The sequence below is a fragment of the Williamsia phyllosphaerae genome, assembly GCF_014635305.1.
Taxonomy (GTDB): domain Bacteria; phylum Actinomycetota; class Actinomycetes; order Mycobacteriales; family Mycobacteriaceae; genus Williamsia_A; species Williamsia_A phyllosphaerae.
Genome location: NZ_BMCS01000002.1, coordinates 658,810 through 672,671, shown reverse-complemented (window position 1 = coordinate 672,671; position 13,862 = coordinate 658,810). Strand labels below are relative to the sequence as shown.

12 protein-coding genes are annotated in these 13,862 nt (G+C 65.5%); 9 read left to right on the top strand and 3 right to left on the bottom strand.

The annotated features are described in order from the left end of the window. The first annotated feature begins 47 nt into the window (after positions 1-47). The gene (locus IEV93_RS16990) at positions 48-521 is read left to right on the top strand and encodes a hypothetical protein (protein ID WP_188491126.1); all 474 of its coding nucleotides are present in this window, start codon (positions 48-50) and stop codon (positions 519-521) included. Next, entirely contained in the window at positions 502-984 is a 483-nt protein-coding gene (locus IEV93_RS16985; RefSeq protein ID WP_188491125.1) for an HD domain-containing protein, read from the top strand. Before IEV93_RS16990 ends, IEV93_RS16985 begins: the two co-directional genes overlap by 20 nt. Before the next feature lie 34 nt (positions 985-1,018). Here the strand turns inward: IEV93_RS16985 and IEV93_RS16980 are convergent, their stop codons facing one another. Both IEV93_RS16980 and IEV93_RS16975 read right to left on the bottom strand, forming a co-directional pair. After that, positions 1,019-1,342 (bottom strand): hypothetical protein, encoded by a 324-nt coding sequence (locus IEV93_RS16980; protein WP_188491124.1) that lies wholly within the window; start codon positions 1,340-1,342, stop codon positions 1,019-1,021. 49 nt (positions 1,343-1,391) lie between these two features. Next, entirely contained in the window at positions 1,392-1,985 is a 594-nt protein-coding gene (locus tag IEV93_RS16975) for an RsiV family protein (protein WP_229705259.1), read from the bottom strand. A 4-nt stretch (positions 1,986-1,989) separates the two neighbouring features. Between IEV93_RS16975 and IEV93_RS22550 the strand changes: the two genes are divergently transcribed. Together IEV93_RS22550 and IEV93_RS16970 are read left to right on the top strand one after the other, a co-directional pair. Beyond that, the gene (locus tag IEV93_RS22550; RefSeq protein WP_229705258.1) at positions 1,990-2,196 is read left to right on the top strand and encodes a hypothetical protein; all 207 of its coding nucleotides are present in this window, start codon (positions 1,990-1,992) and stop codon (positions 2,194-2,196) included. Between the two features lie 138 nt (positions 2,197-2,334). Further along, on the top strand, positions 2,335-3,090 hold the full coding sequence (locus IEV93_RS16970) for an SIR2 family NAD-dependent protein deacylase (RefSeq protein WP_188491122.1): 756 nt from the start codon (positions 2,335-2,337) through the stop codon (positions 3,088-3,090). A gap of 252 nt (positions 3,091-3,342) precedes the next feature. Here the strand turns inward: IEV93_RS16970 and IEV93_RS16965 are convergent, their stop codons facing one another. After that, complete coding sequence (locus IEV93_RS16965) at positions 3,343-3,711, bottom strand: DUF4234 domain-containing protein (protein WP_188491121.1); 369 nt, start codon at positions 3,709-3,711, stop codon at positions 3,343-3,345. A 903-nt stretch (positions 3,712-4,614) separates the two neighbouring features. Between IEV93_RS16965 and IEV93_RS16960 the strand changes: the two genes are divergently transcribed. From IEV93_RS16960 to IEV93_RS16940, 5 genes are all read left to right on the top strand, one after another. After that, positions 4,615-5,802, top strand: coding sequence for a hypothetical protein (locus IEV93_RS16960; protein WP_188491120.1), 1,188 nt, complete (start codon positions 4,615-4,617; stop codon positions 5,800-5,802). A 622-nt stretch (positions 5,803-6,424) separates the two neighbouring features. Next, a complete protein-coding gene (locus tag IEV93_RS16955; RefSeq protein ID WP_188491119.1) occupies positions 6,425-6,706 on the top strand; it encodes a hypothetical protein in 282 nt (93 codons plus the stop codon). 79 nt (positions 6,707-6,785) lie between these two features. Continuing rightward, positions 6,786-7,148 (top strand): SseB family protein, encoded by a 363-nt coding sequence (locus IEV93_RS16950; RefSeq protein WP_188491118.1) that lies wholly within the window; start codon positions 6,786-6,788, stop codon positions 7,146-7,148. Between the two features lie 53 nt (positions 7,149-7,201). Then, on the top strand, positions 7,202-7,738 hold the full coding sequence (locus tag IEV93_RS16945; protein WP_188491117.1) for a hypothetical protein: 537 nt from the start codon (positions 7,202-7,204) through the stop codon (positions 7,736-7,738). A 9-nt stretch (positions 7,739-7,747) separates the two neighbouring features. Next, positions 7,748-13,861, top strand: coding sequence for a putative T7SS-secreted protein (locus IEV93_RS16940; protein ID WP_188491116.1), 6,114 nt, complete (start codon positions 7,748-7,750; stop codon positions 13,859-13,861). The last annotated feature ends 1 nt before the right edge of the window (position 13,862 follow it).

Sequence of the window (13,862 nt, the reverse complement as noted above, 5' to 3'; positions counted from 1 at the left end):
AGACCCCGGCGGTACCGTCAGGGTGAAAGTCGCAGGAGGTCACCGATATGGGACACACAAACAACCCGTCGGGCATACGTGAATGGCGCGCGATGGCGGAGTGGATCGCCACCTCCCTCACGGACAAGCCGGTTGGCATGATCTTCGAGATCGGGCCGGCGCACTTCATCTACCACGCGGAACATGATCAAGATGTGGCCTGCGTTCAGGCGGTGATTCTCGAAGACGGTGTCGTGATGCTGCGCCGTTCGCGCGAGATGTTGCTGCGGCTCAACGTGGTCGACTTCAGGTCGCGCGGCTTGCCCATCTACCGATGGTTGATGAACGGACACTTCGAGGACTGCACCGACGGATACATCTTCAGTCGCGACCAGGAGCTCCTCGCGGGTGCCGTGGTCGCCTGGTTCCGGGACACCTGCGGTATCGCGTCCCCGGACGATCTGGGTTGCGAATACAGCCTTCCGGACACTCTGATGCCGGATCACGAGGAGGAAGAAATTGATGACAGTGAATTCATCTGAACGTGAGGGCCTGCTGGCACTGGCCGATGCGATAGCGGTGGAGGCGCACCGTGGCCAGACCGACAAGCTGGGGGTCGACTACATCGAGCACCCGCGCTCGGTGTCGCGGAGGATCGACCCGAGCGACGAGGTCGCCGTCGCTGCCGGACTGTTGCACGACGTGGTCGAGGACTCGGGCATCACCGCGGAGAATCTCCTCGAGCGCGGTGTGCCCGCTGACGTCGTCGAGGTGGTGACGCTACTGACGCGGAACAAGGACATTCCGGACGAGGACTACTACGCGGCGATCCGGAGGCACGACAGCGCACTCGTCGTGAAGTTGGCTGACCTTGCGGACAACACCGATCCCGAGCGGTTCCGCCGCTTGCCGGAGCCGTTGCAGCAGAGGCTGATCGGGAAGTATGTCAAGGCATACCGTGCATTGGGGTGCGATGATCTCGCCGAGGCGCTGGCGGGTCGGTAGTCTGACATCCCTTTGGATCGCAAGGTAGCCCGCGTCAATTGAGGAGCCCGCTGTCTCTTATGAGGGGCAACAGCTCCAAAGCCAGAAGTAAGAGGCAGGCGTTCCGGGTCGCGCCGCTGCCGCGGACCGCCCCGAAGATGGCAGACATGACAGAGATGAAGGCGAAGACGGCTGTGATGACGAAGATCGACGTGGAATTGTCGTCCGGCCCGCTGCCGGACTCCTGCCACGCTGCCAGGTAGAGCGCGGGAACGATGAAGAAGAGCGCCCATGCGAGCCCGGTGGCGAAAGCTGCTCCGCCCGAATACTTGGGTCGCACGACTTCGATCGGTCCGGGGATCTGCGTTGTCTCGATCATGAGGACCATTCCATCGCGGCCGGCCTCCGCATAGAATCCGTACTTCTACTCAGCTGCTCAGGACGTCCTGCATGCCGGGTGCCAGCACGTCGGACAACGATGACCACGGAATCGTGATGGTGACGAGCCCGTCGGCGTACGCGCCGACCTGATAGTCGCCGAAGTGGATCAGCATTCCGGCGGGCGACGCGGTCCAGTTGGCGAAGTTCTCCAGCTTGGGTGCCATGCCCTCGCGGACGTACCGGTCCCCGACGTTGGTCGTCGGCAGGATGCGTGCCGATTCCTGTGAGAGCCGCGCGAGACCGGCGCCGAGATCTCCGAACGCATCTTGCAACGTGATCGGTTTCGCGGTGTCGGCGTTGATGGTCACCGTCGAGAGCAGTGAGTCGCCGTGCGCACCAGGGGGTTGAGCGATCCACCCGGTGATCTGCTCCGCGCTGATGACCCGCTCACCGATGTGGAACGGGCCCTTCGAGTAGCCGTTGCTCAGCTTGAAGCCGTCGTACGGCGACTTGTCATCGTCGATCAGGTCTTGGAGGGCCGCACGCATCGACTGGTTGAACTCGGCGGTGACCGCCGGGTTGCCGCCGCTCAACTGCGGGATGGTGACGTCGTAGGTGGCCCGGCCCGACGCTCCTGTCACCCGGATGCTGGTCTGTGTGTACGGGCTCGCAGCCGCTGTTGTCGTCGTCGACGTGGGGGCGGCGGTCGCCGAGGCTGACTCGGTGACGGTCACGACCGTCGTGGGTTGCGACGAGGGGCTGCCGTCTGTGGACGAGCAACCCGACAGGGCGACGACGGCCACCACGGCTGACAGGGTTACCAGACCCGAGCGCTTCATCGTCTATGCCTAACAGGCCGACGACCCCACGTCGAGACCCTGATCGGCCTGGCGGCAATCACCCCCGCAGCCGGCGGCGGCGAGGACAATTCGAAGGAACGAACAGACGTCGTCAGTCGCGATGGCGAGTGACCAGAGAGGCAGGCAACAAATGAGCGCCACCGATCCGACAAGCGACGCCATCGAGACCCTTCGCCCGGCGAACACGGTCACCGTCCTCACCGGCGCAGGCATGTCGGCGGAGAGCGGTGTGCCGACGTTCCGGAATGTGCAGACGGGTTTGTGGGCCAAGTACGACCCGATGACCCTGGCGACTCCGGAGGCCTGGGAGGACGACCCCGCGTTGGTGTGGGCCTGGTACCAGCGACGTCGTGCGATGCTCACTGCCGTCGAACCCAACGCCGGGCATCAGGCGCTCGCCACCTGGGCGCAGTTCGCGGACGTACGGCTGGTCACCCAGAACGTCGACGACCTCCACGAGCGCGCAGGCAGCTCCGACGTGATCCATGTCCACGGCAGCCTGTTCGCGTGCCGGTGCGACACCTGTGGCCGCGAGCACGACGCGGAAGTGTCAGACCCCGAGGGCGATCGATTACCGCCACCGCAGTGCGAATGCGGCGGACATGTGCGACCGGGCGTCGTGTGGTTCGGGGAGATGTTGCCGCAGAACGCATTCACAGAAGCGACAGCCCGTGCCGAGGCGTGCGACGTGTTCATCCTCGTCGGGACGTCAGGTGTCGTCTACCCAGCTGCTGGTCTGCCGCACATCGCTCGCGGCGCCGGCGCGACGATCATCGAGATCAATCCGGACGAGACGGATCTGTCCGATGCCTGTGACATCACCATCCGGTCGACGGCCGCGGTTGCTCTGCCCGGGCTCGTCGACGTGCTTGCATCAGACGGTTGATGGTCGAACGAGCTCGAAATGACGTAAGCGAGAGCCTGACGTGATCGTTACGACTCGCGGTCGGGGACTTTTGGCGACCGACGTCGCCTTGGCGGGGCTCTGCCTTTCGACGGTGTAAGTCAAACGCCCAGAGACGATGCGGGCCTTCGGTGGCATCTGCTCGTTGGGCGATGCGTGGTAGTGAACTGCTCCGAACGCGTGAGTTTGACACCAATGTCTGCATTCATTCAGTGACCGCACAGCGCGATCTGGCTACGCGGCGCGGGGCTGATATGCATTTCGTCCGGCATGAACATCAGCCAGAATGTTGATGCGTCGCTGGAGGTAACGCGTGTGTGAGGCGAACCATCCTGCGGCCCAGAACCATGTCACGAACGGCGACACATGGGTGCTCGACCCGACTGCAGCGTGAGCCTGGTTCAGTCGCTTGGCCGTCCGGTGGAGGCCGACGATGCCGTAGATGGGGATGAGCTGTGACCACCAGCGTGTCCAGGCGGTCCTCTCAACTCCGACCGCCGCGGCCAGTTCGCCGTTGATGCGGTCGTACCAGATGAAGTAGTAGATGCTCAGCGTGATGATCGTTAGCCACCACAGTCCCCATGCGCCTTGTTTGCGAATCATGCGCAGATTCTAGGTTCAACACAGCGCGGCCGCGCGATGTATCGGATCATGCGACAACGCACGTAATACGTTCGGACTACAACGGCTAAGCGACGGAATCGATCAACCCCCGCTCATTGGCTGCGCTGTTTCACGGGCTGCCTCGCGGCTGGACCGTTAAAGCTAACGCCACCAAGCGCTCTCTGTCGGTGGAGCACTTCTTCGACCGGCTCACAGGCTGCTGCACAGAGGGCCAATAAAGTTGTGACGAGCGGTGAAGACGAACTAACTCGGCACCAACACTGCTCCGCACACCAGCCCAGATATTGCAGCAGCACAGCGTGCGACTCCCCGGGGCGACGAGACCATCGCCGCGATGGCCGCCGCCAGGCCCACCGCAGACAGCAGCATGGTTACCCAGAAGTATTGGGCGATCAGCAACGGTGGGTGGGTGCCGCAGGTCCGGCGCAATTCGCGTGCCAGCATGACACCGGAACCGATCTGGACGGAGCAAAGAACGCACGCAACGATAGTCGCCGCCGCGGTGACGGTCCACAAGAGGCGGATCGTGGGGGGCGCTTGGCCACCGTGCCGGTAACGATCATCGGCAATCCTGCCCCGAGCCGTTCGCGTCGGTGACCATCGCCATCTCCCGTGAAGTCATCCTCGCGGAGTGATCGCAGCTTTGTTGCGACGCCGCCGGTCGTCCGGGCCTTCCATCAAGTGCGCCACCATCTCACCTTCCCTGCAAGGCCGTCGGTCCGTTGCGAGCCGCGTTGCCATGGCCGTGCAGGGGCGGTTCCCACGCTTGGTGCGCCGGCAACGAAGAGGTTCGGTTTTGTGCACCTGTCCGGTACGGTACTGATTCGGACCGCTAACGGCACGGACGTTGGTGGCGGATCGCGACAACTAGCGGGAGGGCGCTTGTCCGAGAAATTCAAAGTTGAGCCCACCGAGCTCGCGGGAGCTGGCTCCTATGTACTAGAACTGGCGAAGCACGCCGATTCAGCCACAAAAATGTCGGTCAAGTGTGCCGCGCCCCAGGGCAAGGACTTCACAGGTCTGATGAGCGTGCTCGAGGGCGCGGTGAACTCGCTGGCCGAGGCGACCAAGGCCCGTCAGGCGCCTCTGATCGACGATCTCTCGGGGACCGGTAACGAGATGAAGCAGGGCGCTTGGGACTATCACGCGCAGGACCGAAAAAACGCGACGTCGTTGGCACACACGGTTATTGACGGTGGCAAGATCGTGTCGGTTGATTCGATGTCAGGCGAGGTCTCCTACGGTGCCCCCACTCCGATCCAGATCGATGAGCCCGAACACCGCCAGGCCGATTCGCGGAGCTTGATCGACGCTTCGATGGGATGGGTGGGTGAAGTGGACGGTAAAATTCGCTCTCTCATCAACTGGAGCCCCATCGAGGCGGCGCTCGAACCGATCGCCGGAAACTGGGCGGCCTTGGAAACGATCGGGGAGGCTTACGCCAAGGCTGGGACAGCCTTGGGCACCGTCGGAAACGACCTGTCTTCAGTACATAGTCGCCTCGACCCGCATTGGGACGGCAAGGCGGCAGTGGCGTTCGGCGACTATGTCAACAACTTGTCGCGCGGGTTGGAATGGGAGGCGGCCACGGGCCGACTCATTCAACAAGGCCTGAATCTTGCTTCACGGAAGATCCAGGACGCAGTAAAGCGTGTCCTTGATCTCTTGATGAGGTCACTGGAACGGTTCGTGGACTTCCACGATCTCTCCGGGGCCGTGCATACCGTCCTGAAGCTCATCCCCGGTCTGGGTACAGAGAAGACCATTGACCAGGTCACGCGCATCATCTACGACATCTACAAAACCGTCGATACGATGCTGACCGACATCAAGAAAGCCATAGACACCGTTGAAGAGTTTCTCCAATTCGTCAGCGATCCAATGGGTTACGCGGGTGGAAAGATCGACGACAAGCTGGCCCCGTATAAGAAGATCATCGACGACGCAGAGCAGCGAGCACAGAACACGCAGGATCTTGCAACCACAGCGGACGTGAACCGCGCGCGTGACGCGCCGAAACAACGCTACGAAGCCGGTGCCGGTGAGGCGCCGTGGGAGGACGCACCATGAGGTACATCCGAAGAATCGTTACGGTACTGGCGTTCGCTGCTTTGACAGCGGGTGCTGTCTCTGCATGCAGCGACGACAGTGCGCCTCGAAACAATGCCGGAAGCTTCGTCAGTAGCGCGGGAGGAACGGCGACCACGACCGCGACGTCGGACGCAGGGGAGTCGTCCAGTGTCGACCCGGCAATCGCCCTTTCGAGTGAACAATTTTGCGGACTCCTGACTGCAAATGACTTACGGCCGTTGAGTGTTCCGCCGGGCGAGGTCGAGTCATCACCTGAGACGCAGGACGGTCTGCCCGGTTGCGATTGGTCCCTCGGCGCCGGAGACAGTCACCTCGAATTGAGCGTTACAAAGCCAGTGGATGCGGAGGCGCTGCGCCAGGCGGCGACCGAGACCTTTCCGGTCGGACCTTCCGCGAAGGGTTACGTGACTGTGCCGGGTCTCCTGGATAGTTGCCAGGCGTCGGTGAGCAGCGACAAGACTCCGGCGGGCTATCTGCTGCAGTATCGACTGCGAACCTACGATGACCGATTCGCCGGCTGCCAACCCGCGACACAGCAAGTTGCGAAAGTGCTCGAGGGGCTGAAGTGGTAGGCGGGCCCGGCCATTCGTCATCTCCGTCGGTGCAGACCGCACTCGATAAGTTGACGAGCGGTCTTTCAGATATGGAGGCCTCGCTCGAGAGGACGGCCGAGAGTCACTATGTAGAGATGGAGACCTGGGGTCCATCGGTCGACGATGCAGACACAAGCGCCGCTCACTACGACGAGCAGTTGGCGTCCAGGCTGGAGCACGAGATGACGCTGTGGCACGAAGACAATGGGTGGTCGGCCGCGATGCCAGAACGTGCCCGCCAGGACTTGATTGCCTCGATCCGTTCGGAACTCGATCGCGAACAGCGCTGATCTGGACTGAGTTCGTGGTCCGTATCATCTAGCGCTACGACACGTCGAAGGTAGTGGCTTAGATGACGACGGGGGAGGCATGGACTTCGAGCAGGAACGTGCCGCGTTCTTCGGTGGATACGGTCAACCGCCCGCATTGCTCGAGGCCCTGCGTGACCAGGTGCTCTACGTGCCGCTCGACCACAATGAGCGGTACTTCACCCTGATGTATGGGGAAGTGCCCTGGTTGCTCGCCTTCACCACCTGGGCGCGAGCGCAGGAATTCGCGGTCGCGGCCGAGCGTGACCTCGCATCCGTTCAGGCGTCCGAGGTGACCGGCGCGGCATTGATCGATAAGGTCGTCACGCAAGGGCCGGTGCCGACGGGGCTCGTCATCGATGCGCACCAGGCCGACGTGATGGTGTTTCCGCCGGAAGCACTCGACTCTCGGGGGTCGTCATAGACGTTCGCGCAGATCCGAAGGCGCTGCAGCAGGCCGCAACCGGCATCAACGGGGTGATCGACGGGTTGTCGGGCGCCCCGGTGATCGGTTCGTACGCCGGGCAGACCGGTCGCGGGTTCAACGACCTCGAGCTGTCCGGACGTCAGATGAGCCGCGAGTCGGCGAAGTCGGCTATGGACACCTTCTGCGAACGCTGGGAATGGGGCATGCGCGCCCTGGTGCAGACCGCCAACGACATCGCCCACAAACTCCACCTCGGCGCCGGCATGTACGAGAAGCAGGAGCAGTACACCGCCAACGCGTTGAAGGACTTCGGCAACGACCTCGTCGGCGACCCCAGCCTCCAGAAGGAAAGCGTCAAAGACGCCGACGGCAACATCATCACCCGCGGCACCGACGACATGTCGGCCGGCGACCTTGTCGACTACAACAGGGACCGCCTCGCCAACCCGGACCTGTCAGAGGAGTCGTTCGACGCGGTCCGCGAGGACATCAACACCAATCTCGACTCGATGAAGAACGATCTGCCGCAGGCCGCGAGCAACCTCGGCGGCGTGGCGAGCGGCGCCGGCCCGATCCCCGGACGCTAGGCCGCGCCGGTGGGCTTTCTCGACGATGTCGTCTCGTTCGGTGAGAACGCTCTCGATGCGGGTGAGAAGGCTGTTGGCAACGTCGTCGACGCCGGCACCGACGTCCTCGCCGACGGGATGCGCGCCGTCGGACTCGACGGTGCGGCCGATGCGGTCGAGGACTTCGGCGACACTCTCGCCGATCAGCTCGGCGCCACCCCGGACGAGAAGTCGCTCGACGAGACCGAGGATCCCAAGGAACTGGTCCACGGCGATCCCGGGGCGATGCACGACCGCGCCGGGAAGTTGTCGACGATGTCGGGGTCGTTGGACACCGGCGGGCAAGGGCTGCGGGGCATCTCGGTCGGGGACTGGGGCGGTGAGGCGTCCGAGGGGTACGACGCGAAGACGGCCGCCGAGTTCCCCAAGTGGTTCACCGCCGCCGACGCCTGTGAGGCCGCCGGCACCGCGCTGAACGGTCTCGCCGACGCGGTGACGTGGTCGCAGACGCAGGCTGCCGAAGCGGTGCGACTCTGGAAAGAGGCCAAGCGCCAACACGATGCGTGGGCCGACGACAAGAACCGGCGCACCGATGCCTACAACTCCGCCGCCAACAGCTACAACAGCGGCGCCACCGACGTGAAGCCGTCGATGCCGACGTTCGGCCCCGACCCCGGCCCGGCGCTCAAGGACGAGGCCAACCGGGTGCTGCGCTCGGCGCGCGAGCACCGCAACTCCGCCGCCGACAGCGCTGCCGGCGCACTCAAGGGCGCAGCTGACAAGGCGCCGGAATTGGCCGGTGCCGCATCACGATTGGCCGACACCCTCGACGATGCGTCGACGACGTTCAACATCATGAAAGACCACTTCGCGGTCGGTGCGGCGAGCGTGGTCACCGACACCGTCAAGATGGTCCGCACCGTCAACCCGTCGGATCCGTACAACATGGCCCACCCGGCCGAGTACGCGCGCAACGCAACGGCTCTCGGTGCAGGCCTGACGTCGATGGCCGCCCATCCGGAGGAGTTCGGCAAGGCGTTTCTCGGCAACGGGTGGGACAAGGACCCGGCTCAGGCTGCGGGCTCGCTGACCGCGAACATCATGTCGCTCGCCGCGCCCGGTCCTAAGGGGGCCGGAGCGCTGTCGAGTGCGACCCGGGCCGGTGCCACCGGAGCACGCGAGGCGGCGACGGCGGCGAGCGCGGCGACCCGCGAGGCCGCCACCGCGTCACGCACCGTGGCCACGAGTGGCGCGCGCGGGTTGGAGTCGGTGTCGCGGGATGTCGGTGCCGGTGCGCGCGATGCGGCATCGAGTGCTCGGCCGCCGATATCGCACCCCTCCGAGGCGCCTCGCGCGTCCGAGTCCGCCGGCGCCGGAGAGAGTCGCGGCGCAGATGCGGGACGCAACGAGGGGCCGGTTGCAGCCGAACGCGATTCGGCAGCCCCGGCCGCGAAGGACCCTGACAGCGACGCCGTTGCACCGACACCGGAGCGCCCCGGTGGCGACACTTCGGCGCCCCACGATCAGCCCGCCGACGGTTCGTCCGCCCCTCACGACGGAGCTGACTCGCCCGCAGCGGACCGCCCGACCGCCGACACCGGCCCGGCAGACAAGCCCGCCGATCCCGTCGCCCCGGACAAGCCTGGGCCGGATGACCCCAACCTGGTCAACCGTCCCGACGGCTCTGATGCGCCGACGGCCAAAGATCCCGAACCGATCCACAACGATCTTCCGCCCAAGGCCGATGAGCCGTCCCCGACGCCGCAAGACCACGATGTCGCCCCACCGAAAGCCGACGAGCCGTCCGTGACGCCGCGGGACCACGACGTCGCGCCGGTGTCGAAGGTTGAGGAGCCGACCGCTCCGAACGCCGACCCGCCGCCGCGCCTGCACGATGAGCTCCCGACCAAGGAACCCGATACGGTTCCGTCGCACGCCGACGATGTCCCGTCGCGCGATCCCGGATCGTCGCCGCAGCACAGCGGTGGTGAGGCAACCGATCGAACACCGCCGTCACCGGCACCCACCCGATCGGCGTCGGTGGATCCGCCTGCCCCCGTGTCGCATGCGCCGTCCCCGGCGCACGACGTGCGGCCCACCCATGACGCGACACCGCAGCGCGTCGAACCGTCCAACCGTGTGGAGCCCCAGGGCCGGGTGGATCCCGTACAACCGAAGCCAGATGTCCTGGGCGGTCGAGCTGATCCGCCGTCGGTGCCGCGCGACCCCGGTCTGCCCCCGCGGCATGGTCCGGGCGCCGATGCGCCTGCGCAGCCGGTCAAACCATCGACGGTGGCTGACCCTCGCGGGCCGTCGCACACGGCACACAACAAGCCAGAAGATCCGGGTGCGGCGGCCGCGGTGGCCACCCGCCCGGGCGAGACAGTGACGCCGGCAGGGGGTCGACCCGCTGAACCTGCGCCCGCCCGCGAGGTCGGCGGCGGGAAATCCGAGGCGACGGATTCGCCGGATGGTCAAACCGACCCGCACGACGATCACTACGTCAACACTTCGAAGCCCGATGGTGATCTGTCAGACGCGGCGACCGAGCCGAAGGACTGTACGTCCACCGGTGAGCCGGTCGATGTCGCGACCGGTGAATATTTCCTGCCGGCAACCGATGTCGCGCTACCCGGCGTCCTCCCGCTGACGATGGTCCGGTGCCACCGCTCCGGGTACCGCAGTGGCCACTGGTTCGGTCCGAGCTGGTCGAGCACCCTGGACGCGCGGGTCGTCGCCGACGACGACGGTGTCACCACCATCGACCCCGACGGTGTTGTGCTGCGCTTCCCACCCGTCGACGGCGACGGCGAGGTTCACCCCGTCGTCGGCCGGTTGTGGCGTCTGCGCCGCACCCCTCGGGGCGGTTACCTCCTCACCGACCGCACCGGCGATCGCTCGCTGTGGTTCGACCCCAAGCCGCAGCTCGGTGGTGCCGACACTGCTGCGCAGGCATTTTCGCTGTCCGCGATCACCGACCGTCATCGCAACCGCATCATCATCGGCTACAGCGCGATGGGTGTGCCGGTGTCGGTCGAACACTCCGGCGGATACCGGCTCGCGATCGACTCCACTGGCGGACGCGTCATCCGGTATCGAGCGATCAGCATGTCCGATGCGGGTGTCACCTCGACGACGCTTCGCGAATTCGGTTACGACGAGGGCGATCTCGTTGCCGTCACCGATGCCGAGGGCGCCACGACCCGGTTCGCGTACGACGACGATCACCGGATGGTGTCGTGGAGCGACTCGATCGGGCAGACCTACGAGAACGTCTACGACGACCAGGGACGGATCGTGTACCAGTCCGGCGTCGACGGAGTGTGGGCCGGTCGGTTCGACTACCGCGAGCTGGGCGACGGCACCGGCAGTGTCACCGCGTACACCGACGCGGTCGGAGCCACCACGTTCTACGGGATGGACGTCGACGGACGGCCGCAGCGCGTGGCCGATCCGATGGGCCGCACCACCTTCACGCGCTGGGACGTGCGGCGCAACCCGATCAGCTCCACCGATCCCGCCGGGGCGGTCACCACCTACGACTACAACGACGAGGGCGATCTCGTCCGGATCGCAGACCCGACCGGAGCCTCGACGACCATCGGATACGCGGCGCCCGGTCGGCCGTCGCGGGTAGTCGCCGCGGACGGCACGGTTCAGACCATCGGATACGACGACGACCTCAACCCGGTGTCGGTGACCGACGCGGCCGGCGCGGTCCGGACCGTTGGATACTCCGACTCCGGCGTGCCAAGCGAGTCCACTGACGCCGACGGTCGTCGAACGGTGTTCGCCGCCGACGCGGCCGGGTTGCCCACCAGTGTCATTGACCCCCAGGGCAACACGACCAGCGTCGACTACGACGACTTCGGGCGACCGGTGCGGCTTGTCGCCGCCGACGGTGCAGTGACGCAGCGACGCTACGACCTCGGGGGTCGGGTACTCGCGGAGGTCGCCCCGGACGGTGGCACGCAGACGTGGACCTACGACGGCGAGGGAAACCGGCTGTCGCATACCGATGCTGTCGGCGCTGTCACGTCGTGGGAGTACGGGTTCTACGACCTGCCCGTCGCCCGCATCGACAACGACGGGTCACGCACGACGTTCGAGTACGACCGCGCGCGGCGTCTGATCGGTGTCGTCAACCCGCTCGGTCGGCGCTGGAGCTACGAGTATTTCGCCGACGGACGGGTGGCGCGTGAGGTCGACTTCGCGGGTGCGGAAACGACGTTCACCTACGACGACGCCGGGCGCCTCGCGTCGAAGACGAACGGCGCGGGGGAGCGCATCGACTATTCCTACGATGCGGTGGGCAGGCTGATCTCGGAACGCTCTGGCGACGAGGTGGTCGAGTATGGGTACGACGCCGCGGGACGAATGGTGTCGGCGAGCAATGCCTTTGGACAACTCGCCCTCGGGTACGACGCGGTGGGCCGCACGGTGTCGGAGTCGTGGAATGCGGCCGCGGTTCTGTCGCGGTGGAGTGCCGGCGGTGACCTGACCGAGCGGATCACGCCGGCCGGTACCGCGGCGGGATACGGCTACGACGCGCGAGGCGTGCTCGCCGGGATGGCTGTCGGCGACCGGATCATTGACCTCGCGACGGATGCCGTCGGGCGGGAGACCAGGCGGGCGTTCGGCACGTCGGCGATCGATTCGCAGTGGGATGCTGCGGGGCGGCTGACGCGCCGGTCGGTGGTGGCCGGATTGACCGATCCCGGTCGTATCAACTTCGGACTCAGCGATCCGGAGCCGGAACGTCTTGCGGCGTCGAGCGGTTTCGCCTACCGGGCTGATGGTGCGTTGCTGTCGGTGACGGGTGAGGGTCCCGCCGGCAAGGCAGTCGCTCGCGATGCGCGCTTCGACCTGGACCCGATGGGCCGCGTCCGGTCGGTGACCGATGCCGCGGGTGCGTTGGTGGAGTCGTTCGCCTACGACGCCGGCAGCAACATCGTCGCCGGGGGAGCGGACGACGGGGGAGAGAGGGCCGGGTGGGAGTACCGCGACGGCCGGTTGATGGACGACGGGCGGTCGTCGTACGGGTACGACGGTGCCGGGCGTGTGGTCCAGGTGGTGCGGCGCAGGCTGAGCCGCAAGCCCGATGTGTGGCGCTACCGCTGGGATGCCTGGGACCGGTTGCGTGAGGTGGTCGACCCGAGTGGTCGGCGCTGGGGGTACGAGTACGACCCGATGGGTCGGCGCGTCGCCAAGGTCGCCGACGACGGGTCGCGAACGTCCTTCGCGTGGTCGGGGACGCAGCTCGTCGAGCAGGTCGACGAGGCTACGGGTGACGGCCTGGCGTGGGTCTACGCGCCGGGTGGGCTGACGCCACTCGCACAGCTGACCGTCTCGCGACAGGCGCGGCCTGCACCGTCGTCGGGTGGTCTGCTGGACATGGCGGGCCTCGAAACCGACGTATCCACGTCGACGATGTCGCAAAGCGACGTGGATCAGCGGTTCTACGCAATCGTGTCCGACCAGATCGGCATGCCGGTCGGTTTGCTCGATCCCGATACGGGTGCCTTCGCTGGTCGCGCCACGAATACGTTGTGGGGACAGTCCGCCTGGACCGGCGAGTCGACGCCGTTGCGCTTTCCGGGTCAGTACGCGGATGAAGAGTCGGGCCTGTTCTACAACCTGATGCGGTACTACAGCCCCGGCACCGGGCGGTACCTCACCCCAGATCCTCTCGGCTTGGCGCCGGCGCCCAACCCCTACGCATACCCAACAAACCCAGCCACCGCGTGTGATCCATTGGGGCTGATTCCTGTGGACTGCGATGGCGCCGCCCCGGACCCACTCCCCGACGACCTCAAAAAGCTTGCCGAGCAACACATAACCAATAACGGTACAACCGTGCTAGGCGGTTTCCCCAAGTACATCAAGGTCGCGATTGAGCACGACGCAAGCTACTTCAGCGTCGGAGATATGTGGGACAAGATAATCGCTGACGGTATCGATCCCTGGTTGCTGAACGAGCACTTTCTGGATAATAGAATCGCCGCGGGTGATCGGATGATCATAGCTCCGAAAGACGGTGTGACGATTCCTCCTACCTCCTACCTGAGGCGGGAGATAGACTATCTGCTTGACCACGGTTACACCTGGGCCGACAGGTTCCTTATGCACCCCCCAGGAGGCTAGC